The organism is Ruminococcus sp. XPD3002, assembly GCA_900119535.1.
In the GTDB taxonomy this organism is placed as follows: Bacteria; Bacillota; Clostridia; order Oscillospirales; family Ruminococcaceae; genus Ruminococcus; species Ruminococcus flavefaciens_H.
The window spans coordinates 182,317-208,330 of record FPJT01000001.1; the positions used below are offsets into that span (position 1 = coordinate 182,317).

Consider the following 26,014-nt stretch of genomic DNA (forward strand, 5'->3'; position numbering starts at 1 on the left):
TTATCTATGGAAATGGAATTCAGACATATTCCTGTACTGCTCAATGAGTGTATAGAGGGACTCGATATTCGTCCCGACGGCATTTACGCCGACCTCACAGCAGGCGGAGGCGGTCATTCCTCTGCAATTGCCGCAAAACTCAGCGATAAAGGACGACTTATCGCTTTCGACCGTGATCCTGATGCGGTAAAGGCTGCTTCGGCACGCCTTGCTGAATACAGCAACGCTATGGTGGTCCACAGCAATTATTCGGACCTGCGGTCTGTCCTTGACGACCTCGGTATCGATAAGGTCGACGGCATACTTATGGATCTGGGGGTATCTTCCCACCAGCTCGACGAGGAAAGCAGAGGCTTCTCTTACCACTCGGACGCTCCTCTCGATATGAGAATGAGCCAGACAGGTATGAGCGCCGCAGATATCGTGAACACTTTCTCAGAGCGTGAGCTCGCTGATATCATATTTGAGTACGGCGAGGAGAAATTCTCCCGCAGGATAGCTTCAAATATCATAAAGCAGCGCGAGATCGCTCCGATCGAAACAACACTTCAGCTTGCAGACATCATACGTGCAAGTGTTCCGCAAAAGGCAAGGAGAGAAAAAAACCCCTGTAAAAAAACTTTTCAGGCTATACGTATCGCTGTTAACGGCGAACTCGATCACCTTTCAAAAGGTCTTGACGAAGCTTTCTACAGCCTGAAACCCCAAGGCAGACTTGCAGTTATAACCTTCCACTCATTAGAGGACAGACTTGTGAAACAGAGGTTTGCAGGGTGGTGCAAAGGATGCATATGTCCGCCTGACTTCCCCCAGTGTGTATGCGGTCGCAAGCCGCAGGGAAAACTTGTGAACAGAAAGCCAATAGAGGCAAACGAACAGGAACTTGAAAGTAACAACAGAAGCAGAAGCGCAAAACTGAGAATAATAGAAAGGAGTGCGGAGTGCAATGGCTGAGAGAGCCTCTATCTATTATTACGACGATAATAGGTACAGAGCTGAGGCTGCCGAATATGCAAGATCGGGCAGTGGGCAGAGATTGCCGGAAGAGAGACCGCAGATCGAAATGAGACGTACAGAAGTAAGAAGCGGATCTGTGATAGCTATTATTCTTGGTTCATTAGTTGCAGCCGTGCTGCTCGGGTCTGTTATTTACAGTCTTGACAAGCGCAATACCGCATACAATAAGGTAGCGGCACTTAACGAACAGCTGAGTCTTGCAGAAGCAGAAAACGTAAGACTACAGTCGGAACTTGAAAGCAGAATGTCTGCTAAACACGTCGAGGAATACGCCGAGAACGTTCTGGGAATGAAGAAGATAGATTCATCACAGATAACGTATATCAGGATACAGACAGACGACGTGGTAAGTATCCCGCAGCAGGATGACGGGCTGATAGCCAAGGTAAAAAGATTTTTTGAAAGCTGTGTGGAATATTTCAGAGGGTAGTACCAATATATATAAATCAAAGGACTGCCAGCAACAAAACATTTAAATACTAACGGCATAAAAAATATAAACGCCGTAGTGATAGTAGAACACGGAGATACAGCGGGTGTCGGAATACGAGATCACCTCCCCGGTCTGTGGGCGCAGATCGGGGGACGGTGGTTTCACGCTAACGTCGTATCAAACAACAGGAACATCGCAAAAAATAAAAAAAGATGTTCAGGGGCGGGGCATGAAAATATCCCGCCCTTTTTATTGACTGCCTGTGGAATGTATGCAGACGTCAGAAAGGATAGTCTATGGATAATCGCGCTCCTTCGGGAAAAATGAAATTCAGGGCAAAGGTCATCATGACCTTTATATTTGTTATCCTGTTCACAGTCGTGGCGGGTAATTTTTTCCGTATTTCAGTGCTTAACAATAAAAAGTATCAGGAAATGGCTAACAATCAGCATTTCGGTTCTATAGTCATTTCTGCAAACCGCGGTTCTATCTACGATGCAAAGGGAACTCCCCTTGCAAAAAGTGCAACGGTATATAAGCTCATCATCGATCCGAAGAAGTTCCGTGAAGAGCTTGAGGACCTTCAGTCACGGATAGATAAGCGCAACGAAGCCAAGAAGAACGGCACATACCAGCCTGAGTTCGACGAGGAAACAGGTCTTGAAAAAAATTCTCTTCCCGAATCGGCAGAGACTTTCAAGAACGAGGCTGTGGCTCTGCTGTCCGAGAAACTGGGTATATCTCCTGAAAAGGTTCAGGAGGCGATGCTTGCGGACACTCAGTGGCAGATGCTTCAGGATCAGGTGGAGAAGCCTGTTTCGGACGAAGTTCTCGCTTTTTTCACTAAGTATGGCTTTATATCGGTAAACGTCGAGGAGGACACCAAGAGATACTATCCGCAGAATGAACTTGCCGCATCAGTTATCGGATTCACAGGTTCCGACGGATACGGTATCTACGGACTTGAAGCTTCCTATGACGAATACCTTGCAGGTATCGACGGACGTACTATCTCCGCAAAGGACTCTAACGGAAATGCCCTTCCTTACAGGTATTCAAAGACATATCCCGCTCAGGACGGCGATGATGTCTACCTTACACTTGATATGAATATCCAGTACATACTGGAAAAGCATCTTCAGGAAATGGTCACCAAAAACGAAGTAAAGAACCGCGGATGCGCTATACTCATGAACGCCAAAACAGGTGCGATATACGGTATGGCAACATATCCGAGCTTCGACCTCAACTCTCCAATGGAGCTTGCAGATCCTCTTGCAAAGCAGGCTATAGAAGGCCTTACGGGCGATAAACTCGATGCAAAGGTGATCGAGGAAAGAGAAAAGCAGTGGAAAAACAAATGCATCAGCGAAAGATATGAGCCGGGTTCTGTATTCAAGGTAATAACCAGTGCTTCGGCAATTGAAGAAAACCTCATTGACTTTGATGCAAAGGAGTATGTCTGCAACGGTAAGGTCGATTTCCCCGGAGTTGAAGATCCTGTTTACTGCTGGGAGAGAGGGGGCCACGGTGCACAGACCTTCCAGGAGGCACTTACTCACTCCTGCAACCCTGCATTTATGACGATCGGTGCAAAGCTTGGCATCGATAAGTTCCTTTACTACTTCGATGCCTTCGGAATGAGAGAACCGACAGGAATAGACCTTCCTGCTGAAGCAAACGGTTACAACAAGGATAAGACAAACAACCCCATGACGGACTTCGACCTTGCTATCTGTTCCTTCGGACAGTGCGAGACCGTAACTCCCATTGAAATGCTTGTGGGCGGATGTGCGACCATAAACGGCGGATATCTCCTTCAGCCGTATGTAGTTGATAAGGTCCTTGACGAGGATGGAAACGTAGTAAAGAAAAACGAGCGTACAGTAAGACGTCAGGTAATATCGGAAGAGACTTCGGCAAAGATGCGCGAGTGCCTTGAAAATGTCGTTACAGGCAACAACGGAGGAAACGTTACTATCAAGGGCTACTCCATCGGCGGTAAATCGGGTACTTCACAGCGACTCAGTGAGACTCGTCAGGGTGACAAGGAAGGTACAAAGCAGGAATACGGTGCATCTTACCTCTGCTTTACACCTGCCGACGATCCCGAGATAATCCTTCTTGTACTTGCTGATATGCCTAACGAGCAGATCGACTACTACGGAAGCAAGGTAGCTGTACCTTGTGCAAGAGATATACTTACGGAAGTGCTTCCGTATATGGGTATCAGTCCGCAGTATTCAGAGAGCGAACTTGCTAATCTTGATGTAAAGGTACCGCTTCTTGAAGGTTCCTTCGAGAACGCAAAGACCGAGCTCATGTCTATCGGACTTGAACCGCAGAGAGTCGGCGACGGTGCAACAGTAGTGGCACAGTGTCCCGAGCCGGGCGAGACCGTTGCGAAGGGCGGCACAGTATATCTGTATACCGATCCTACTCATACAGCGGACTTCACTACAGTTCCCGACCTGAGAGGACTCGATCCGCAGGTAGCAAACGATTCGCTGATATACTGCAACCTTAACTACGTATCACGCGGTGCATCAATAGATCACCCGGGCGCTGTAGTAAACAGTCAGAGCATAGAGCCGAATACAAAGGTGCCGAACGGTACTGTTATCGAGCTTGAATTCATAGTTGACGATCCCGGAGACTGATGCCGCGGGATCACAGAAAAGAGAGGAATTGGAATGAAACTTAATGATCTTCTTGAAAATAACGCCGTAACTTCTGTCGGCGATACAGAGATAACGTCCGTAACGGACGATACCCGAAAGGTAGTGGAAGGAAGCCTGTTCTTCTGCGTAAAGGGCGGAAGCTTCGACGGTCACACCGCTGCTGCCGAAATGCTTGAAAAAGGTGCTGCGGCTGTAGTCTGCGAGCATGACCTCGGACTCGGAGAACGTCAGATACTCACTGACAACTCACGTTTCCTTTACGGCAAGGTATGCTCTGCGTGGTTCGGACACCCCGAACGCCGCATGACTCTCATCGGAGTTACAGGTACAAACGGAAAGACTACCACCACAAACCTTATAAAGCACATCCTCATGTCAGCAGGTCACAAGACGGGACTTGTAGGCACTATACAGAACGAGATAGGTGACGAGGTGCTTCACACCGAGAACACCACTCCCATGACCTACGACTTCATGGCACTTCTGAAGAAAATGGCAGACGCAGGCTGCGAGTACGTTGTTATGGAGGTATCATCCTTCGGACTTGTACAGAACAGGATAGGTTCATCATGGTTCAGGACTGCGGTTTTCACGAACCTCACTCAGGATCATCTTGATTACCATAAGGATATGGAGGACTACTATCAGGCAAAGAAGATGCTGTTCGATATATGCGATATGGCGCTTATAAATACCGATGATGATTACGGCAGAAGACTTTACAGTGAAGTGAACTGCGAAAAGAAGTCCTTCAGCGTAAAGGAAAATGCAGACTGCTATGCTGACGGCATAGAGATAAAGTCCACGGGATGCCGCTTCTGTCTGCATGCCGACGACAAGGACTACGAGATAACCTCACGTATCCCGGGCATGTTCAACGTATCGAATCTTACGGCGGCTATATCGGTATGCCTGAGAGAGAACATCCCTGCGGAAAAGATAATTTCAGCTATAGCTGAGTACAACGGAGTCAAGGGACGCTGCGAAGTCATTCCCACAGGCAGGGACTTCACAGTTATCTGCGACTACGCCCACACTCCCGATGCAATAGAGAACATCCTCAGAAGCGTCAAGGAATATACCGATAACAGACTTATCTGCCTTTTCGGATGCGGAGGAAACCGCGATGCGGCAAAGCGTCCCAAAATGGCGGCGGCTGCGGCAAAGTATGCGGACAGACTTGTTATAACCTCGGATAATCCCCGAAATGAAGAGCCTGAAGCTATCATCAGCGACATCCTTAAAGGCATAGAAAACGACAAAATACCATACGATGTAGTGACAGACAGAAAAGAAGCTATATTTCATGCCTTGAAAATTGCTGAAAAAGGTGATATAATAGTCCTTGCGGGTAAAGGCCATGAGGATTATCAGGTGCTTGCCGGCATGAAACACATCCATTTCGATGAACGTGAAGTGGTTGCAGAGGGAATGAAATTACTGGATTGAGTCCCCTCGGAAGGAAATTAATAGATCAGGAGCTGTATATTTAAATGATGATGTCATACTGGATAATAAATCTGCTGACAGCGATGCTGTCATTTGTGATCGCAGGAGTTTCGGGCAAGTGGCTTGTACCGTTCCTGCACAGGATAAAGTTTGGTCAGCCTATAAAGACCGAGGACGGTCCACAGTGGCATGCCAAGAAACAGGGAACTCCCACAATGGGCGGATTTATGTTTATCATATCGACTATCATAGCGACTATGGCAGGATACTGGATATATCGTCTCAGGTCCGCACCTGATGTGACTGCTATCGCAACACATCATGCTTTCTACAGAGTGCTTGCCTGCCTTATATTCTCTCTCTGTTTCGGACTCATCGGATTCATCGATGACTACACAAAGGTTGCAAGGAAGAACAACGACGGCCTTACACCGATGCAGAAGATAGCTCTCCAGCTTGTTTGCACCGCAGGATTCCTGCTGGCGCTTTATAAGTTCGGAGACGTTTCCACAAGGATAGACCTCGGATTCTGGCGCAGTCCGTCACTGGGCATATTCTACTATATACTCATGGTGCCTGTGATAATCTACCTTACCAATGCGGTAAACCTTACGGACGGCGTTGACGGTCTCTGCGGATCGGTAACATTTGCGGCAATGCTGATATTCACAGTATGCTGTGCAATACTGAGACAGTTCGAGCTTTCATACTTCACTATGGCTCTTGCAGGCGGATGCCTCGGCTTCCTTATCTGGAACTTCAACCCTGCAAAGTGCTTCATGGGTGATACAGGTTCGATGTTCTTAGGCGCAGCTGTAACAGCTGTGGGACTTGTGCTCCACAATCATCTTCTCCTTCTTCTTGTTGCACTTGTTTACATCATCGAGGCTCTCTCGGTTGTTATTCAGGTAACCTACTTCAAGTACACAAAGAAGAAATACGGCGAAGGCATACGTATCTTCAAGATGACTCCTATCCACCATCACTTCGAGATGAGCGGATTCAGCGAGTACAAGATAGTTATAACATTCACTGTAACAGGCATTATTTTCGGAATACTGGGCATAATTACCCTGTTGGCATTCAATAAATAACCGATAAATCAGTCCCGTGCAAAGGGGCATTCAGGAGGAACTATGGCGGCATCTGTCAGCAATGAAAACAGAAGACGCAGAAGTCATGCGGGACTTTGGACCCGTTTTACAGGCGACAGCAGAAAGACTGATATGAGCCTTTCTTTCTTCGCCTATGTAATGATACTTCTTGTAGGCGGACTTGTAATGATGGCGTCCGCAAGCTATGCGTGGGCTTACAGCGAACACGGCGACGGACTCTATTACGCAAAGAGTCAGGCGAAAAATGCTTTATACGGCGTTATTGCCATGATCTTCTTCATGAAGATGGATTACCACAACTTGAAAAAGAAACTGCCGATATTCAAGGGCGTGAGCGTAGCTTCACTGTTCTTCATCGGCGTCGGAGTACTGCTTGCAGCAGTACTTTTCATCGGTAACGATGAGGGCGGCAGCATGGGTGCCCGCCGCTGGATCGATATCGGTCCTATCAACCTTCAGCCTTCAGAGGTAGCGAAGCTTGCAATGATAGTGTTCTTTGCCTACTGCATGGAACGGGACGGAAAGAACATGGACCGCTTCGGCGTCGGAATCTGCAAATACGTTGTGATAATGGGCGTATACGTTGTACTTATCGCACTGGAGAAGCACATTTCGGGTATCATCCTCATCGGTACTATCGCTATTGCTATGATACTCTGCGGAGGTGCGAACATCAAGCAGTTCCTTCTCCTCGGAGTCGGAGCGGTAGCTGCTGCGATCGGATACATTTCGTGGCAGGCAAAGGTACCTGACAGTTACGTACAGGTCAGAATAAAGTCATGGAGAGATCCCTTTGCTGATATCCTCAATGATACATGGCAGACTGCAAACTCCATAATCGCTATCGGTTCGGGCGGACTTTTCGGACTCGGACTCGGTAACTCGCGTCAGAAGTATCTCTATCTCCCAGAGACCAAGAACGACTTCGTTTTCCCTATCGTGTGCGAGGAGATAGGCTTCGTAGGCGCACTTGCGATAATAATCGTATTCTTCCTTCTCATCGTGGAAGGCTATTCTATAGCAGTACGCTGCAAGGACAGATTCGGTATGCTTCTTGCGGTCGGCATAACAACTCAGATAGGCATACAGACAGTGCTGAACCTTGCCGTTGTCAGCAACCTGATACCTAACACCGGTATCAGTCTTCCGTTCTTCAGCTACGGCGGTACTGCGCTTATAATGCAGCTTGTGGAAATGGGCATCATGCTGAATATATCGCAGCAGAGATACTATCCCAAGAAAACAGCAGCTCCTCCGCCTCCGCCCCCGAAAAAGGAAGAGGATATAACGGTAGAGGAGTTCCTTGAAGAACTTAAAAACGCATAAAGGAGCATGAATATGAAGGTTCTCATAGCCTGTGGAGGTACAGGCGGACATATAAATCCCGGTCTTGCTATTGCGGACATAATAAAAAGCAAATATCCCGATGCGGAATTCCTCTTTGCAGGAACTCCGAAGGGAATGGAAGCAAAACTCGTGCCGCAGGCAGGATACAAGCTTGAAACTATAAAAGTTGCAGGCTTCCAGAGAAAGATATCCCTTGAAAACGTGGGAAGAAACATAAAGGCGGCAGCTTACCTTGTAACCTCGGGCAAGAGGGCAAAGGAGATAATCGAGGGCTTCAAGCCCGATATCGCCATAGGTACAGGCGGATATGCGGCAGGTCCCGTTATCCGCAAGGCTGCAAGAATGGGAATCCCTACAGCTATCCATGAGCAGAACGCTTACCCCGGAGTTACAAACAAGCTCCTTGCCAAGGAAGTGGACTACGTTATGCTCACTGTTATTGAAGCACTTAAGTTCATGGATAAGGATAAGTTCGAGTACAGCGTTACGGGACTCCCCGTAAGAAGCAACATCAACACCATGTCCAAGGCAGAAGCAAGGGCAAAGCTCGGGTTCAATGACGACTTCACTATCCTCTCCTTCGGCGGAAGTCTCGGTGCAGGCTGCATCAATGAGACTATGACTGCGACTATCAAGTGGCATGTGGGCGAGGGACTGAATATAAACCACATACACGGCTACGGCGGAATGGGCAAGGATACTTTCCCGCAGGCTATGAAGGCGGCAGGTATCCCCCTCAAGAGCGACAGGCTCCGCATAACCGAGTACATAAACGATATGGACGTATGCCTTGCGGCTGCGGACCTTGTTATATGCCGTTCGGGAGCTTCAACTCTTGCAGAGCTTGAAGCAGCAGGAAGAGGTTCGATACTCATCCCGTCTCCGATAGTTGCAGGAAATCATCAGTACCACAATGCAATGGTTCTCGGCAAGGCAGGTGCAGCGGTAGTCATCGAGCAGAAGGATATGACCAATGAACGCATGATAGCTGAGATAAAGAAGCTTTACGAATCTCCCGAAAAGGCTGCGGAGATGTCCGGAAAAGCAGCGGGACTCTGCGTGAAGGATACTAATGAGCGCATACTTGCGGTCATAGATAAGCTGCTGGAGAAAAAGAAAAATGGAAACAGGTAAGAAAGTTGATGTGGGCGGAACCGTCCTCAATGTATATACCGAAGGAAGAGGAAACGTAACAATAGTATTCCTCGCAGGCGGAGGAGTTACCTGTCCCATGCTTGAATACAAACCGATATACCGCAGAATGTCCGATAAATACAGGATAGCTGTCATAGAAAAGGCAGGTTACGGCTTCAGCGGCGAAATGAAGACTCCGCGCACTATTGAAAATCTTGTGAGTGAGAGCCGTGAAGCGCTTATGAAAGCAGGGATAGAACCACCTTATGTGCTTGCCGCTCATTCCTATTCGGGCTTCGAGACCGTTTACTGGGCAAATACGTATCCCGACGAGGTAAAGGCTGTTCTCAGCATTGATATGGGCATACCTGATTATGCGGTGCTTCAGGGCAAGGAGATATCTGAGGATAAGCGTGAAAAGCTACTTGAAAAGAACCACAAACTGCTTAAGACTATTGCTAAGAACGGCCTTATAGCAAAGCTTTTGAAGAACAAGACTGAAAATGTCTCCGGACTTCTCACGTCTGATGAGTTGACAGAGGAAGAAAAGAAAATTTACCGACAGCTTTTCTATAAAAATCTCGCTAACAGGGAGTATGTGGAAGAGTCGAGGCTTATGACATCTAATGCGGCGAAGGCTGCGGGCACAGGTGCCCTTAAATGTCCTTCCTGCTTTTATATAAGCAATATGAAGGGCATGTGCAAGAGCAAAACATGGCGTCAGGCAGGTCTGGACTATGCCGAAAAATGCGGCGCAGAGGTACATTTATCCGATAAGGGACACATGATGTACGGCTTTATCTCCGACGAGATGTCTGAAACTTTCATGAAATTCCTTGAGACTAAAGGAATAACCTGACAGTAACAGCATACCTCAATACAGCATACTATATTAAAAATGCTGTGAGGTGGTATGATGCAGAAATTGATAGTAACGGGCGGAAAACGTCTGGAAGGCGAGCTGGTGCTTCAGGGCAGCAAAAACAGCGCCCTTCCAATAATGGCGGCAGCGCTGCTTGCGGAAGGCGAATGTGTACTTAAAAACTGTCCCCGTCTTACGGATGTTTACTCCGCATCGAGGATTCTTGGATGTCTGGGATGCAAAAGCAGCTTCTCGGACAACACGGTGACTGTAGACTCCTCTGCGGCGGATTGTGCTGTTATCCCCGAAGAACTCATGAGGGAGATGCGCTCTTCCATTATGTTCATGGGAGCTATGCTCGGCAGGATGAAGGAGTGTACCATAAGCGTCCCCGGAGGCTGCGAGCTTGGTCCCCGTCCCATAGACATGCACCTTTCCGCAGTGAGGAAAATGGGCGTTGAGGTAAGCGAAACAGGCGGACGTATAGTCTGCCGCATACCGTCGGGACGTCCTAAAGGTGCAAAGATAACACTTCCATTCCCGTCGGTGGGTGCTACCGAGAACGTTGTTCTGTGTGCTGTGCTTGCCGATGGTGAGACTGTTGTGAACAATGCGGCAAGGGAGCCTGAGATATGTGACCTATGCGGTTTTCTCAGGGCATGCGGTGCAGATATCACAGGTGACGGCGAAAGCCGCATAGTTATAAGAGGAAAAGAACATCTTCACGGCTGCGAGTATACCATAATGCCCGACAGGATAGTGGGAGCAACTTATCTTTCACTTATCGCCGCAGCAGGCGGTGAGATAATACTTAAGAATACATGCAGCGCTGAAATGGAGCCGTTCATTTCGGTGCTTGAACAGACGGGATGCAGTATTTATCCCGCTAAAGACAGGATATATATGCGCTCGGGGGCAAGACTCCGTGCGGTAAGCAGTCCCATAAGGACCATGCCCCATCCGGGATTCCCTACGGACGCTCAGGCTGTACTTATGGCGGCACTTTCAGTTGCCGACGGTACCAGCGTCTTTGAGGAGAACATATTCGACTGCCGTTACAGACATACTGATGCCCTTATAAAAATGGGTGCGGATATACAGGTGATGGGCAGGATAGCGGTAGTCAAGGGTGTGAACAGACTTCATGGCGCAGACGTCAGGGCAACGGACCTGAGAGGCGGTGCGGCACTTGCCGTAGCGGCGGCTGCTGCGGATGGCGTAACGGAAATAAGCGGAATTTCACACATAGACAGAGGATACGAAAAAATAGAGGAGGCATTCAGGCAGCTCGGAGGCAATATGAAGAGAGTCTGAGATGAAAACGACATGAATGATGTAGAAAAGACCAATATAGAAAGGAAAAACAGCGGTAAGCGCATGCGCCGCCGAAAGCGCAACATGAACCTGTATGCATTTGTGGTGCTGGCGATCGTTGCGGCAGGTGTAGTCAGTGCGAGCCTGACTTTCCTTTTCACTGTTGATAATATCGTTATCTCAGGCGAATCTGAGACCTATACCTATATGGAGATAATCAACGCTTCAGGCATAAATGCGGGAGATAACCTTATCCGTCTCAATACAAAAGAGGCTGAAAACCGTATACTCGACAACATGCTTTATGTTGAGACTGCCGATATAACCAAGGACTTCCCCTCAACTGTAAAAATCAATGTAACAAGATGCATCCCTGCTTTCAATGTACCATACGACAGCGGAGTTCTTCTCGTCAGCCGAAAGGGAAAGATACTCTCCAACAACAATTATTTTGTTGATGAATATCCGATAATATACGGCTATGAACCCGATGTTTTTGAACAGGGACAGAATATCAGTTCCTCAAACGAAAACAAGAACGAGGCGTTTGAGGCTATAGTTTCAAGACTCAACAAGGATAAGGACACTGATGAGTCACAGGCTGCAATTGCCAATATCGACATGACCGACGAGTTCAGCATAATCGTTAACTACAGAAGCGGCATGATCTTCAAAATGGGCAACTGGAACGATGTTGAGTATAAGCTGGAACTTGCTTCAAGCGTAATGAACGATCCTTCCGTAAAGGGCAAGAAGGGATATCTCACGATGATAGGCTCTAATCAGTGCAGCTTCCGTTCAAGCGGAGAAGCTGCGGACAGCCAGACGCTGATACAGACTCCAACAGGCGAGGCGGCAACAGGTACAGGCACAGCAACAGGTACCGATACATCGGCATCTTCAACTGCTGTTACTACCGAGACTACAGCTGTAACGACTGCGGCTGCCGATAACAGCGGCTACGGCGGTGAGAATCAGTGGAGTGCTGATACCAACAGCGGTTACGGCGGAGATACTCAGTGGAGTGCCGATACCAACAGCGGCTACAGCGGAGACACTCAGTGGAGCGCTGATACGAATAACGGCTACAGCGGAGACACTCAGTGGAGTGCAGATACCAATAACGGTTACGGCGGAGATAACCAGTGGACTGCCGATACAAACAGCGGCTATGGAAGCTACGATAATAGTGGCGAAGGATACAATGATAATGTTTATTATCAACAATAATTTTGTACAAATTAGCAGAAAATTTTTTTAGTATATTGTAAGATATGCAGAAAATAAAAAAAATACGATTCTCTCTTGAAAAAATCAAGCTGTTATGGTAAAATTATAAGTGTATTTATAGCTTGACTTTCATTTGAAGGCGGCAGCGCACAGCGGCTGATCTTTTTCGGCTGCCGCGCGGTGCTGCCTTATAGAATAAAATCAGGATAAATAAAAGTAGGAGGAGTTTTAATGTCAGATTTTAATTACGAAGAGGCTATGGAACCCGATGTTAATATAAAAGTTATCGGCGTAGGCGGAGGCGGCGGAAACGCTGTTAACTGCATGGTCGAGTCGGGTGTCAGCAATATTGAATATATCGCGATCAATACTGACGCAAAGGCTCTCAATAAGTCAAGAGCGACAACAAGGATCCCGATCGGCGCTAAGCTCACAAAGGGAAGAGGCGCAGGTAACAAGCCTGAGATTGGTCAGCGCTCTGCAGAAGAAAACAGGGATGAGATAGAGGCACATCTTAAGGGTGCCGATATGATCTTTATCACCGCAGGTATGGGCGGCGGTACAGGTACAGGAGCTGCTCCTGTAGTTGCAAGGATCGCTAAGGAAATGGATATTCTCACAGTTGCTGTTGTTACAAAGCCTTTCCTCTTTGAGAGAGAGCAGAAAATGGCTCAGGCTGAAAAAGGTATCGCAGAACTGAAAAAATATGTTGATTCACTCATCGTTATCCCTAATGAGAGACTTCTCGACGGCCTCGATAAGCAGCAGCTTACTATGAAGCAGTCGTTCTCTCTTTCAGATGACGTTCTCAAGACAGGTGTAAAGAGCATCTCTGACCTTATCGTTGAAGAGGGCTACATAAACCTCGATTTCGCAGACGTTTCAACTATCATGCGCGGTGCAGGCTATGCTCACATGGCTATCGGTCACGGCGAAGGCAAGGACAAGGCAAAGGAAGCTGCAAATGCAGTTATCTCCAGCCCGCTGCTTGAGACTTCTATCTCAGGCGCTAAGCGTCTCCTTATCAATATCGCAATGTCAGAAGATATCCTTTCTTCCGATGTGGATGCTGCTACAAAGATGATCACAGATACAGCTGCTGACGGCGTTGAGTTCATCTTCGGTACTGCTTTCAAGGAAGATATGCAGGATGAGATGACTATCACAGTTATCGCAGCAGGCTTTGATGATCCTAACGATCCTAACGAGGGCGATTTCGGTCTCGGAAACAACGAGGAAGAGGAAGTTATCCCGATAGATAATCCTCTCATCGACGGACTTGGCTTCGGCAACGACAACAGCAGTCCCGCTCCTGCTTCAAGACCACAGACAAGTCAGGACTATGATCTCGACGATATCTTCAAAATGCTCGGAAATTGATAGCGTATCTAAAGGCAGTCTCTTTCGTGAGACTGCCTTTATTGTTTATTCCTACAAATAATAGTATTAAACTTTGTGCAGTATTCAACCTGTTTTGTAGTAAAATGCACTAAAATCAACGTAATTTTTCTACATTTTAATGGTTGAATCAGATTATAAAATGTGTTATAATTATTTAAAGGCGCATTGTTCCTTAATTAAAGTCCGCAGTCCTCTGCGGGGAAATGGAGTGTATCATGGACGAACCAACCGTATTAAGAACCGCTCGTGTGGGCGGATTTGTAAAAGAGGACGTAATGACGTACCTCGATGAACTTAATTCAAAAATAGTTTCCCTTGAGGACGAACTGAAAAAAGCTCAGGAAGCTGGCGGAAACGGCCCTGCTGACAATCACGAGCTTACAAAGTACAGAAATCAGGTGGATAACCTTCAGGAGAAGCTCAATGCTTCAAATAATGCCCTCAGACAGGCTAAGAAGGAAAACGAAGAACTCCAGAAGCAGATCGCTTCTCTTAAGGCAGGCGGTGCAGTTCCTGCACAGGGCAACGCTCAGATCAATGCCCAGACTGCTGCTGCTTTAGAGGCTGCTAAGAAGGAGATCGATTCACTCAGAAATCAGCTCAGAGCTGCTGAGCAGAAGAACGGCGGAAATGCTGTTAACCCACAGGCTGCTGTTGCTCTCGAGGCTGCTAAGAAAGAGATCGAAACTCTCAGAAATCAGGTCAAGGCTGCTGAGCAGAAGGCTGCAGCTGCTGAACAGAAACTCGCTTCTGCACCTGCTGGCGCAGGCGGAAATGCTGCTGACAGCGCTGAACTCGCTAAGGTCAAGCAGGAACTCGAAAAGCTCACAGGCGACCTTAAGGCTAAAACTGCTGAACTCGAGTCCAAGACCAGAGAGATCGCTGATAAGAACAGCAAGATAGACGAGCTTACAAAGGCTGGAAGCAATGCTGTTTCAGCTGAGGATCTTGCTAAGAAGGACGATGAGATCAAGGAGCTCAATGCTCAGATCGTCAAGCTCAAGGAAGAGGCAAGCAATCCTATCGCTCAGATGGGCGCTATGTTTGCTGAGGCTCAGAAGAACGTTAACCAGATCAAGCAGGCTGCTCAGGATGAGGCTGACAAGACTGTCAAGGATGCTCAGACCAAGGCTGAACAGATACTCAATGAATCAAATATCAAGGCTGAAAAGGCTATCAAGGATGCTAATGCTTCAGCTGAAAAGTGCATAAGCGATGCTAACAGGATCGCTAAGTCTACTGTTGACGACGCTAATACAAAGGCTGACAAGATCAACGAAATGTCTTCAACTGTACGCAATATGCTCATGAACGAGATCGACAGCATCAATACAAAGTTCAGCGATATTACAAGTGCTATAAGCAAGCTCACAGGTCAGGCTTCTGACAGAATGAGCGAAGCACAGAATATAATCGGCGAAGCTCGCAAGGCTATCGGCGATAAGGAAAGCAATACAGTAAAGAGGGCTGAGGCTCCTGTTGCTGCTTTTGAAGCTGCAAAGGCTCCAACTGCTACACTTGATGATATCGGCGCTAAGAAGGTTGAATCCAAGAACAGCGATCCTTTTGCTGATGTTGCTTCAAGCTCATTCGGCGGTTATAACAATAACCACAGCAATAATAACAACAGTTCAAGACCTGCAAACAGCTCTGCTCCACAGCAGGAACAGAAGAAGAAGAGCGCAAACTTCAATTTTGATATGGCTGAACTGCTTAAGGCTGCTGAGGAAGAGGCTGCTAACAACCCCGAGGAGAACTGATCTTCTCATCTGAAAACGATTTTTTCCTGCGGTCCGTGTATTTATCCGGACCGCGGGAATAATAATTCTGATGCCGTCTTGTCGGTACATCGGTCATACTTGAACACTGTTACTGAATGTTGGGTGGATATCTTGCTGGATTCTGATTTTGATCTGATTGATTTTCGCGGGACCTCGGATGAGGAACTTGCAGTTATGGCAAAGTCCGATAAATCAGCGGCAAATGCCGTTGCACTGCGTTTCCTGCGCCTGATCTGCATTAAAGCCGAGCTTTATGCGGGTTCTGATATCGACAGCGACGATCTGCGTCAGGAAGGTCTTCTCGGACTTCTAAGCGCGATCGCTTCGTTCGATCCTTCAAGAGGTGTTAAGTTTTCTACGTTTGCAGAGACTTGTATCGTAAACAGGATGTTTTCTTTCCTTTCAAAAGCAAGAAAGACAAGCTCCGAAAGCCTTGATGACGCTATCAAGGAACAGCTTTCAGAGGATGAGACTCCCGAAAGTATCTACATCAATAAGGAATTCTATTCGGAGTTTTTCAAGTATATTGCATCCGTGCTTTCTGAAAAGGAACTAAAGGTGTTCAATATGTGCATACAGGGCAGTTCGTATAAGGAAGTTGCCGAGAAACTCGGTATGTCTGTTAAGGCAGTGGATAACGCCATGCAGCGTGCCAGACGTAAGATACGGGACCTTCCGGAAGAATTGCAATTATGACCGCATAGCTTAAATCCAGAGCGTTGTTTATCAAAGGTGCAGGTGAAAGTCCTGCCGTGGTCCAAATATTTTAAGCGAGGTATGTAAAATGTACGAAGACAAGACATTAGTCTGCAAGGAGTGCGGAAACGAGTTCGTTTTCACAGCAGGCGAACAGGAGTTTTATGCAGAGAGAGGCTTCACAAACGAGCCGCAGAGATGCAAGGCTTGCCGTGATGCAAGAAAGAATGCAGGCAGACCGGAGAGAGTTATGTATACTGCTACATGCGCTACATGCGGTGCTGAGGCTAAGGTTCCTTTTGAACCAAAGGAAGGCCGTCCTGTATACTGCAGCGAATGTTTCGCAAAGCTCAACGCAGAATAATTTCTGATGATCCATCGGCACAGCCTCGGCTGTGCTTTGGGTTTTTATAGAGAATGATGAATAATCATTTAAAAAGTTAAATGTGAAAGGAAGATGTATCATGCAGATCACAAAGGATACTATCATTGGCGATATCCTTGATGCTGATTTTGACGTTGCCCCCTATTTCTTAGAGATCGGTATGCATTGTCTCGGCTGCCCCGCTTCAAGAGGAGAGACCATTGAAGAAGCGTGTGCTGTTCACGGTAATGATCCTGAGCAGTTAGTAGCTAAACTCAACGCTCATTTTGCTGCAAAGGCTAACTGACGCTGTGCAGCTTTCTCCGATATTGCTTCGGAGTATATTATGAAGGCTTTTCGGCGTGTCGGAGCTTCGACACGCTTATTTTTTAGGGTGAGCCGCCTCGCTGCTCATTCGGAACGGAGTGGATCATGATAGATAACAGACTGAAAAAGTGTGCAGAGCTTGTAAGAGGAGAAGGCGTAGTCTGCGATGTTGGTACAGATCACGCCTATCTCGCTGCCGAACTCATTACCTCAGGCAAGTGCAGCCGTGTTATAGCCTCGGATGTCAGGGAGGGACCTCTCGAATCCGCGCGCAAGACCGTTGAAAAGTACGGTATCTCAGATAAGGTGGAGCTTGTCCTGTCCGACGGACTTCAGAATATCGATACCGACGGCGTATCGGATATCGTTATTGCAGGTATGGGCGGAGAGACTATTGCTAAGATAATCGGCGAATCGGATCGTGATTTCGAGAACGTAAGACTGATACTCCAGCCCATGACAAAGGCGGAATTACTGCGAAAGAAGCTCTACGAGTACCAGTTTGAGATAGTCGGAGAGTATGCAGTCGAGGACGGTGACAAACTTTACGTTGTTATGGTTGCGGAGGAGTCGGGAGACTGGCGTACTCTTACTGAGGCGGAGTCGCTTTACGGCTTTTTCGACGAGGATGATCCGCTTGGAGAAAAGTACCGCAAGCGTGAATCACAGCGCCTTGAAAAGGTGAGTGAGTCCCTTGAATCGGCAGGAAATGCGGAGGCCGCACAGCATTATGCTGCCCTTGCGTACAAAATGGATAAGGGTACGGAGATAGTCCGCATAAGCGACGTTTACAGCTATCTTGACTCGATTTACCCGTTCTCAACTCAGGATAGCTGGGACAACTCGGGACTTCTGATCGAGAATTATGATATGGAGTGCAGCAAGGTCGTGCTCTCGCTTGATATAACAAACAGGGTAGTTACCGAGGCATCGGAGAAAGGTGCAGAGCTTGTAATATCGCATCATCCCGTTATTTTTGATCCGCTTAAAAAGATCACGAGAAACAGTCCCGTTTTCGGACTTGTTGAGAGCGGTATCGCAGCTATCTGTATGCATACGAACCTCGATATATGCGACGGCGGCACCAATGGCGTTATTCTTGACAGGCTCCTTGAAAAGTACGGCATATCGGGCGAACCTGAGCCATTTGAGGAGCTTGGTGACGGAAGACACTACGGCTGGATAATCAACCTTTCCGAGCCTGTAAAGACTACCGAATTCGCCGAGGAACTTAAAAAACTTTTCGGCTGCGAGTACGTCCGTATGAGCAAACGCCGCATGAAGATTTCAAGGATCGCATTCTGTTCCGGTTCGGGAGGTTCAATGCTTGAATTAGCGATAGCTAAAAATTGCGACGGTTATATCACAGGTGACGTGAAGCATGATGTGTGGATAGATGCGAACAACTCACATATCGCACTTTTTGACTGCGGACACTTCCACACCGAGAACATTGTACTCACCGAACTCAGACGAGTGCTTGAAAAGAAGTTCCCGCAGCTTGATATCGAGATAGCGGATCATTCAACTGATCCCGTTCAGTACATATGAGGTGAAACATGAGCGTGTATATGTGTCCTGTGTGCGGAAGATCCCTTGAAATGGCGGAAAGAAGCTATGTCTGCGGGAATCGTCACTGCTTTGACCTTGCCCGCAGCGGTTACGTGAACCTGCTTATATCAAAGCATACCGCGAAGACAGTTCACGGGGACAATAAACTCATGGTGCAGGCAAGACGTGATTTCCTCGATAAGGGTTACTACTCGCCCCTTTGTGATAAGCTGTGCGAAACGGTGGTCCGGTACAGCAAAAACGATAATATTTTACTGGACGCAGGATGCGGTGAAGGATATTACACTTCAGCTGTGAAAGCAAGTCTTGATAAGTCCGATATTGCTGCTGAGATATACGGCATCGACATATCAAAGACTGCTGTGGACTACGCTGCAAAGCGTGACAAGTCCATACATTACGCCGCTGCAAGTGTGTTCCATATACCTGTTGCGGACTGTTCCTGCGATATGCTGATCACACTGTTTGCGCCCTACTGCGGAGAGGAGTTCGCAAGAGTCCTGAAAAAGGACGGCATCATGATAATGGCGATACCCTCCGAGGATCACCTTTGGGAACTGAAACAGGCTATTTATGACACTCCATATAAAAATGAAGTAAAGCCGTATGAACTGGAAGGCTTCGAGTTCCTTAACAGCGAACGCATTACCTTTACCATGCAGCTTGACTCAGCGGAGGATATACAGAGCCTTTTCTCAATGACTCCATATTACTACAAGACGGGAAAGACTGAACAGGAGCGACTGTGTGCCCTTAACAAACTGGAAACTAAAGCAGACTTTGAACTTCTGACTTATCGCAAGAAAGGGTGAGTTATGTGAAAAAGCACTTGTCATTTATTGCAGCACTTATTTTATCGCTGATCGTTGTGTACTGCTGTGCTGTCCCTGCTTCGGCTGATATGGGACCTAAACCGAGCATCGAGCTTCACCTTGAAAATCCTCCTGATGGCGAATATTACGTTGATATCCTGTATGAAGGCGCTCGGGGTTACTGTTTTCTGGATGAGAAGGAATGTGCTGAAAGAGGCCTTAATTATGAAATGGTACAGGTTCTTAAGAACTTTGATCTTAACGGGCAAAGACCTCGCTTTGGCGGAGCTAACAGCGGAGACAACACTATCAACAAACCTGCTGCAGTTTATGAGTTTACCTACGATGTGCCGTCGAGATTCCGCATAATATTGGTTACGGAGGACCTGCGTACTATCGTAAGTCCCGAGATAGAGCCATATAGCTATAATTCCGTCATTACTTTTGACATTGCAAAAATGGGTACAGACAAGGAGAAGCATGCAGTCCGTGAAGAAATGGGCAGAACTGTCCGCAAGACCGTCAAAGTTTTTCTGGTGACTCTGGCTATCACGCTGTTTATTGAGTGGATAGTCTTTTTATGCCATAAGATCAGCTTTGAACCGCAACACAATGCACTTGTATTTTTTCTTGTCAATTTACTGACGCAGATAATGCTCTATATTACGTTGATTATAGCTTATCAAGCGGAAATAAGCTTCTTCCGTTCGATGTTCGTTATCGAAATAGTCATAATAATTGTTGAGGTGGCTCTGCTTCGCCGATTCTTGAAAGATGTCGATAAAACACGAGTCGGAAGTGCGACGGTAACTGCGAATATAGTCAGTGCGCTGCTAAGTCTTCCTGTGTGGTTTGTGATAGAATTTGCAAAGCTTCTGCACTGACGGGAAAAGGAGATATCAAATGAAGATACTGGTCACAGGCGGTACAGTTTTTGCGAGCAGATTTACTGCGGAGTACTTTGTCGGCAAGGGACACGAGGTTTATGTACTGAACCGAGGAAGCCGTCCACAGTCCGAGGGAGTCCGCCATATCTGCGCCGACCGCTTCTCCATTGGAAATGAACTGAAAAGCATCAGATTTGACGCTGTTCTGGACGTAACTTCCTACAATGAGAATGATGTCCGAACGCTTCACGAAGCTCTTGGTGAGTTCGGGGACTACATTTTTGTAAGTTCCAGTGCAGTTTATCCCGAGACGCTTCCGCAGCCTTTCCGCGAAGATATGAAGTGCGGTCCGAACTCCATATGGGGCGGTTACGGTACAAATAAGCTGGCTGCTGAAAACTACCTGAGAACCAATGTACCTCATGCCTATATTCTGCGTCCGCCCTATCTCTACGGACCTATGAACAACCTCTATCGTGAGGCATTTGTGTTTGAGTGCGCCGAGGAGGACAGACCGTTCTATCTACCGAAAAACGGTCAAATGCAGCTTCAGTTCTTCCACATCCGTGACCTCTGCCGCTTTATGGAACTGCTCCTTGAAAAGCAACCTCAGCAGCACATTTTCAACGTCGGCAACGAGGAAAGCATAGACGTCCGCAGCTGGGTTGAAGTGTGCTACGGTACACTTGGAAAAACTCCCGAACTTCGGTATGTGACTGATGATATCCCGCAGCGGAGCTACTTCCCGTTTTATGACTACGAGTACAAGCTGGACGTATCAGAGCAGATGAAGCTCATGCCTGATACGGTACCCTTTGATACAGGTATTGCGGAGTCGTATGAGTGGTACGCTAATAATCGTGAACTTATCGTCCGCAAGCCGCTTAACGAATTTATAAGCAAAAACTTCAAGTAAAGGAATGATCTTATGGCTCTTGACGGAGCATTTCTCTATACAATAAAAACCGAACTTATGCCGCTTATAGGTGCGAGAGTCGAGAAGATACACCAGCCCTCACGAGAGGAGATAATCATATCCCTACGCACTAAGCAGGGCGGCAAAAAGCTGTTCATATCGGCAAATGCAGGCAGTGCGAGAGTACATATGACAGAGAAGGCTGTGGATAATCCCCAGACTCCGCCTATGTTCTGTATGCTGCTGAGAAAGCACCTTGGCAGCGGTAAACTCATCGATGTGCGTCAGGACGGTCTTGAACGTATACTGTTCCTTGACTTTGAATGCGTGAACGAACTCGGTGACGTAGTTACAGTAACTCTTGCCTGCGAGATAATGGGACGCTGTTCTAACCTCATCATTATAGGGAATGACGGACATGTTATCGACAGCATCAAGCGTGTCGGTGAGGATATGTCCCGTGAGAGAATGGTCCTTCCGGGAATGAAGTACACCATGCCGCCCCGTGATGACAGACTGAGTTTTCTAACTGCAACACCTCAGGAGATAACTGACCGACTGAGAGCTGTAGGCGGAACGGAGCTTTCAAAGGCGCTTATTCGCGTGTTCGAGGGTATTTCTCCTGTTCTTGCAAGAGAGTGGAGCTTCTTCGCAGGACGAGGTGCTCACCTTGAAAGCGATACCATAGACGGCGACCAGCTGGACAGACTGCTCTTTGCCATAAAGCGTACAAAGGAGCAGCTCCTTGAAAACGACTGCTGTTTCTCGGTAGTTATGGATAAGGAAGGTATGCTGAAGGATTTCTCCTTCATACGCCTTTCCCAGTTCGGTACGCTGATGTATACCAAGGAGCTTACGGGGGCATCCGAGCTTCTTGACTACTTCTACTACGAGCGTGACCGTGCTGCACGTACCAAGCAGAGGGCAAACGACCTGTTCAAGCTGCTTGTGAACCTTACCGAACGTACTTCACGCCGTATCGGCAATCAGCGTGAGGAGCTTTCTGCCTGTGCGGAAAAGGACAGATACAAGCTCTGCGGAGACATTATATCGGCAAATATGTACCGCATAAACAAGGGGGACAGCACCGCAGTTCTCGAAAATTTCTACGATGAGAACTGTCCCACAGTGGAGATAGCTCTTGATGTGAGAAAGACTCCGTCCCAGAACGCACAGCACTACTACAGCGAGTACAAGAAGTGCGTAACTGCCGAGACTATGCTTGCTCAGCAGATAGAAAAGGGCGAGGAGGAACTACAGTACCTGGACAGTGTTTTCGATGCACTTACCCGTGCGTCTTCCGAGAATGATATCTCACAGCTCCGTCTTGAACTCAGCGAACAGGGTTATATCAGGTCGGGCGGCAGCAAGAACAAGCCTCCAAAGGCGCTTCCGCCAATAGAGTACAGGTCCAGTGACGGTTTCAGCATATATGTTGGACGGAATAATTACCAGAATGACCGCCTGAGCCTTAAAATGGCGGAAAAGACTGATATGTGGCTCCATACCCAGACTATTACGGGTTCCCACGTTATCATAGCTGCAAACGGCGCAGAAATACCTGACAGGACCATAGAGGAGGCTGCGATCATCGCCGCAGTCAACAGCAGGGGACGGGGTTCAAACTTAGTACCTGTGGATTACTGCCTTGCAAGGTACGTTAAGAAGCCTTCAGGCGCAAAGCCCGGAAAGGTCATATTCAGTAACTATCAGACTGCCTTTGTGAAGCCTGATACAGAGCTTGAAGAACGTCTGAGGGTAAAGTGATGATACTGACAGAGGAATTCTTTCACAGGGATGTACTGGAGGTCGCTCCCGAGCTTGTGGGAAAGGTGATAGTACGCAGACTTCCCGACGGAAGCGAACTTCGTGTACGCATAACCGAGACGGAAGCCTACCGCGGTGAAGAGGACAAAGCCTGCCATGCCGCAAAGGGACGCACTAAACGTACCGAGCTGCTTTACGGCAGGAGCGGACAGATATATGTATATCTGTGCTACGGTATACACTGGCTGATGAACGTTATAACAGGCGAGGAAGGTCAGCCGCAGGGCATACTTATACGCTGCGGTGAGGGACTGAACGGACCTGCGAAGCTGACGAAGTACCTGAAAATAGACGGCAGCTTCAATAATACTCCCGTTTGCGGCAGGGATGATATCTGCATCGAGGATGACGGTTTCCGTCCCGTGATAAAGACTGCCCCGAGAGTCGGGATAGACTATGCAGGGGAGTACTGGAAGGACATAGAATGGCGGTTTATAGCTGATCGGGGTGATATATGAACGTTAAGACCATATGCAGCGGTGCATTTTACCATGAGGACTACAGCTACAGGGATGATTCCGTGAGCGGAGACCATATGCTGCTGCTTACGAGAAGCAGAGCGAGACTTGATACAGGGGAGAGGTCCGTAACAGTTCCCGAGTACACTCTCATACTGTGGAGCGGAAGCTGTCCCTACGGCTTCGGTGCTGCGGACGAATATCTTCTCTGTGACTGGATATGCTTCGATCCCGAAGGGGATAAGGAATTTGCTGAAATGTTCTCTGTGCCTCTTGACGAGCCCCTTATGAATGTGGACGGCGAAATGATATCGCAGCTCATCCGCAGTATTTCCGAGGAATTCTATACTATCAACGCAAGGCGCAGCAAGATGTTAGAGACCATGATGCGTATAGTACTGATGAAGGCAGGGGAGTCCCGCAATGTACGTGCCGATGCACAGTCGGCATCCGATCCTCATTACAGGCTGCTGGAGGAACTGAGAGGGAAGATATACCGCAATCCGCAGCTTAAGTGGAACGTGGACGCTATGGCGGCGGACGTAAACATGTCCCGTTCGTACTTTCAGCACATCTACAGCGAAGTGTTCGGTGTATCATGCATCAATGACGTTATAAACAGCAAGATAGAAAAAGCAAAGGAGCTTCTTACCGAGACCTCATGTACTGTTTCGCAGATATCCGCAATGTGCGGTTATGACAACGAGGAGCACTTCATGAGACAGTTCAAAAAAATAGTAGGCAAAACGCCTACGGGTTACAGGAAGAAATGATCGCTGAAAGGCGGCTGTCATTATCGGGAAATACTTTATACACTGAAAGGAAACCGGTTATGTTTTTTAAAAAAAGTAAAGTGATCGATCTCAGAAAAATCTGCTCCTTCGAGACAGCTCGTTTTGGAGATAAATTAAAAATATCCTATGATAGTAAAAACCTCGAGCTTAAGTATCTTATTGAAAAAGAGGGCATCATGTACGTCCTCTTCAAAAAAGACCAAAACGGAGAATGCCGTGAGGACTTTATGTATTTTTCTTTAGATGATTCGGTCTCGAATGAGAATATAGATATCCCCGTGTATTCTATAACAGGAAACGGCTCGGAAGCCAGATTTGAGGATAGATTCCTTGAGATCCCTCTGATAATGAGGGAAGTCATCGAAGGCTACCGTGACTATGAAACAAGGAAAAAAATGGGACTTCCCGCTGATTATTCAACAAAGGAAATTGAAGTTGAAAAGGATGATTTTCAGGGTTTAAATGTAACAGAAGGCGTTATAGAGCTTGAAAACCCTATAGGACCTTCTGCTCAGTCATCCCAGGATCATGAGGATGATCTTCAGGGTTTAAATGTAACAGAAGGCGTTATAGAGCTTGAAAATCCTATCGGACCTTCTGTTCAGTTATCTCAGGATTATGAGGCTGATCTGTATCCTGCAAGACCATACTATTCTAAATTATATGACGGCTATTTCATAACTGTCAAAAACAGGCTCATGGACTATTTTGCAGCAGCAAATTCTATACCGTTTCTCCCGTTCCAGCAGCAGGAATCGGCAAAAGTCCTCGTAAAAAGGATTGACAGTTTCCTGAATAAGCGTTTATTGCCGACTGTGGAACAATTCATTGATCTGTATTGTGAGGAAAGTCCTGATGAGAGAGTATTAAAAAAATTTATTCATGATAACATGAATGGAGAACACAAATTCCTGTTTGTCAAGAATTATTTTTTCATGGAATACCTTACCTTCAAATCTATGGAGGAAAACGCAGGGAAAAGCTACTATCCCAATGTTTCTCTTATGACTACTCTGCCTGCTGAACAGGTGTTTCCCGTCCTTCAGCGTTCTGCCGAGGAATTCGACAAGCTAAGCAGATGCCGCAGCAGAGCTGATTTTACGGGACTGCTCTACTTCAAGGGACTGGATGAATTATTTACAGCTGCTATGGACTGTCAGATAATGTTGCGTGTAAATAATTCTGAGGAATCTGCTGCTATTGCAACAATAAAACCAAACTCAGAAGAACAAACAAGGAGCATAGTAAGATTCTTTGAGCTCAACTGGGATGAAAAAACTGACGGATGCAGAGGAACTACATGCTATTTTAATGAGTTTACAGGTGAACCTGAGCTTACTTTCAATCTTAGCTTCGGAAAGAATGATCCTGCGGGCAGAGAACGTTTCCATCTGTATCGTATGGGATTAAAGCCGACGCAGTATAATCTGACACGAAGCATAGATATAACCGACAGAGATATTCCTCTTGATCTGTTTGACGAGCTTTTCAATAATGAGGAGATGTTGAACTGGATGAAGAAATCAACAGGTCTTCAATAAGCTCGAGGCCTTGCTGACGGAATGAGCAATAATGATAAGAAAAGACCGTCCTTACT

At 47.2% G+C, this 26,014-nt stretch carries 23 protein-coding genes; all 23 read left to right on the plus strand.

What is annotated here, in order from left to right; genetic code table 11:
• The first annotated feature begins 12 nt into the window (after positions 1 to 12).
• The 23 genes from rsmH to BT127_RS00820 all read left to right on the plus strand — a co-directional run bounded on the left by rsmH (position 13) and on the right by BT127_RS00820 (position 25,958).
• Positions 13 to 954, plus strand: coding sequence for a 16S rRNA (cytosine(1402)-N(4))-methyltransferase RsmH (rsmH, locus tag BT127_RS00710; protein WP_139275348.1), 942 nt, complete (start codon positions 13 to 15; stop codon positions 952 to 954).
• Positions 947 to 1,447 (plus strand): hypothetical protein, encoded by a 501-nt coding sequence (locus BT127_RS00715; protein ID WP_075423107.1) that lies wholly within the window; start codon positions 947 to 949, stop codon positions 1,445 to 1,447. Before rsmH ends, BT127_RS00715 begins: the two co-directional genes overlap by 8 nt.
• Before the next feature lie 299 nt (positions 1,448 to 1,746).
• Positions 1,747 to 4,110: a penicillin-binding transpeptidase domain-containing protein gene (locus tag BT127_RS00720; protein ID WP_075423108.1), complete on the plus strand. Its 2,364-nt coding sequence runs from the start codon at positions 1,747 to 1,749 to the stop codon at positions 4,108 to 4,110.
• A gap of 33 nt (positions 4,111 to 4,143) precedes the next feature.
• Positions 4,144 to 5,580, plus strand: coding sequence for a UDP-N-acetylmuramoyl-L-alanyl-D-glutamate--2,6-diaminopimelate ligase (locus tag BT127_RS00725; protein WP_075423109.1), 1,437 nt, complete (start codon positions 4,144 to 4,146; stop codon positions 5,578 to 5,580).
• 44 nt (positions 5,581 to 5,624) lie between these two features.
• Complete coding sequence (gene mraY / locus BT127_RS00730) at positions 5,625 to 6,674, plus strand: phospho-N-acetylmuramoyl-pentapeptide-transferase (RefSeq protein ID WP_318257075.1); 1,050 nt, start codon at positions 5,625 to 5,627, stop codon at positions 6,672 to 6,674.
• A gap of 42 nt (positions 6,675 to 6,716) precedes the next feature.
• On the plus strand, positions 6,717 to 8,021 hold the full coding sequence (locus BT127_RS00735; protein WP_075423110.1) for an FtsW/RodA/SpoVE family cell cycle protein: 1,305 nt from the start codon (positions 6,717 to 6,719) through the stop codon (positions 8,019 to 8,021).
• A gap of 12 nt (positions 8,022 to 8,033) precedes the next feature.
• Positions 8,034 to 9,176 (plus strand): undecaprenyldiphospho-muramoylpentapeptide beta-N-acetylglucosaminyltransferase, encoded by a 1,143-nt coding sequence (gene murG / locus BT127_RS00740; protein ID WP_075423111.1) that lies wholly within the window; start codon positions 8,034 to 8,036, stop codon positions 9,174 to 9,176.
• On the plus strand, positions 9,163 to 10,035 hold the full coding sequence (locus BT127_RS00745; protein WP_075423112.1) for an alpha/beta fold hydrolase: 873 nt from the start codon (positions 9,163 to 9,165) through the stop codon (positions 10,033 to 10,035). Before murG ends, BT127_RS00745 begins: the two co-directional genes overlap by 14 nt.
• Before the next feature lie 54 nt (positions 10,036 to 10,089).
• Positions 10,090 to 11,352 (plus strand): UDP-N-acetylglucosamine 1-carboxyvinyltransferase, encoded by a 1,263-nt coding sequence (murA, locus tag BT127_RS00750; protein WP_318257076.1) that lies wholly within the window; start codon positions 10,090 to 10,092, stop codon positions 11,350 to 11,352.
• A gap of 12 nt (positions 11,353 to 11,364) precedes the next feature.
• On the plus strand, positions 11,365 to 12,582 hold the full coding sequence (locus BT127_RS00755) for a cell division protein FtsQ/DivIB (RefSeq protein WP_075423114.1): 1,218 nt from the start codon (positions 11,365 to 11,367) through the stop codon (positions 12,580 to 12,582).
• Positions 12,583 to 12,813: 231 nt separating this feature from the next.
• Positions 12,814 to 13,962, plus strand: a complete 1,149-nt coding sequence (gene ftsZ / locus BT127_RS00760; protein ID WP_075423115.1) for a cell division protein FtsZ — start codon at positions 12,814 to 12,816, stop codon at positions 13,960 to 13,962.
• 236 nt (positions 13,963 to 14,198) lie between these two features.
• Complete coding sequence (locus tag BT127_RS00765; protein WP_075423116.1) at positions 14,199 to 15,743, plus strand: coiled-coil domain-containing protein; 1,545 nt, start codon at positions 14,199 to 14,201, stop codon at positions 15,741 to 15,743.
• Positions 15,744 to 15,866: 123 nt separating this feature from the next.
• A complete protein-coding gene (locus BT127_RS00770) occupies positions 15,867 to 16,460 on the plus strand; it encodes a sigma-70 family RNA polymerase sigma factor (RefSeq protein WP_318257078.1) in 594 nt (197 codons plus the stop codon).
• Positions 16,461 to 16,548: 88 nt separating this feature from the next.
• Positions 16,549 to 16,824: a zinc-ribbon domain containing protein gene (locus BT127_RS00775; protein WP_075423118.1), complete on the plus strand. Its 276-nt coding sequence runs from the start codon at positions 16,549 to 16,551 to the stop codon at positions 16,822 to 16,824.
• A 100-nt stretch (positions 16,825 to 16,924) separates the two neighbouring features.
• Positions 16,925 to 17,131: a DUF1858 domain-containing protein gene (locus BT127_RS00780; RefSeq protein WP_173541081.1), complete on the plus strand. Its 207-nt coding sequence runs from the start codon at positions 16,925 to 16,927 to the stop codon at positions 17,129 to 17,131.
• A gap of 125 nt (positions 17,132 to 17,256) precedes the next feature.
• Positions 17,257 to 18,702 (plus strand): Nif3-like dinuclear metal center hexameric protein, encoded by a 1,446-nt coding sequence (locus BT127_RS00785; protein ID WP_075423119.1) that lies wholly within the window; start codon positions 17,257 to 17,259, stop codon positions 18,700 to 18,702.
• 8 nt (positions 18,703 to 18,710) lie between these two features.
• A complete protein-coding gene (locus BT127_RS00790) occupies positions 18,711 to 19,535 on the plus strand; it encodes a putative RNA methyltransferase (protein WP_075423120.1) in 825 nt (274 codons plus the stop codon).
• Between the two features lie 5 nt (positions 19,536 to 19,540).
• Positions 19,541 to 20,419: a hypothetical protein gene (locus BT127_RS00795; protein ID WP_139275338.1), complete on the plus strand. Its 879-nt coding sequence runs from the start codon at positions 19,541 to 19,543 to the stop codon at positions 20,417 to 20,419.
• A gap of 19 nt (positions 20,420 to 20,438) precedes the next feature.
• Positions 20,439 to 21,338: an NAD-dependent epimerase/dehydratase family protein gene (locus BT127_RS00800; RefSeq protein ID WP_075423122.1), complete on the plus strand. Its 900-nt coding sequence runs from the start codon at positions 20,439 to 20,441 to the stop codon at positions 21,336 to 21,338.
• A gap of 12 nt (positions 21,339 to 21,350) precedes the next feature.
• On the plus strand, positions 21,351 to 23,105 hold the full coding sequence (locus BT127_RS00805) for an Rqc2 family fibronectin-binding protein (RefSeq protein WP_075423123.1): 1,755 nt from the start codon (positions 21,351 to 21,353) through the stop codon (positions 23,103 to 23,105).
• Complete coding sequence (locus BT127_RS00810; RefSeq protein WP_075423124.1) at positions 23,105 to 23,623, plus strand: DNA-3-methyladenine glycosylase; 519 nt, start codon at positions 23,105 to 23,107, stop codon at positions 23,621 to 23,623. The genes BT127_RS00805 and BT127_RS00810 overlap by 1 nt, the downstream gene beginning before the upstream one ends.
• Positions 23,620 to 24,396: a helix-turn-helix domain-containing protein gene (locus tag BT127_RS00815; RefSeq protein ID WP_075423125.1), complete on the plus strand. Its 777-nt coding sequence runs from the start codon at positions 23,620 to 23,622 to the stop codon at positions 24,394 to 24,396. Before BT127_RS00810 ends, BT127_RS00815 begins: the two co-directional genes overlap by 4 nt.
• 59 nt (positions 24,397 to 24,455) lie before the next feature.
• Positions 24,456 to 25,958, plus strand: a complete 1,503-nt coding sequence (locus tag BT127_RS00820) for a hypothetical protein (protein ID WP_075423126.1) — start codon at positions 24,456 to 24,458, stop codon at positions 25,956 to 25,958.
• Positions 25,959 to 26,014 lie beyond the last annotated feature (56 nt).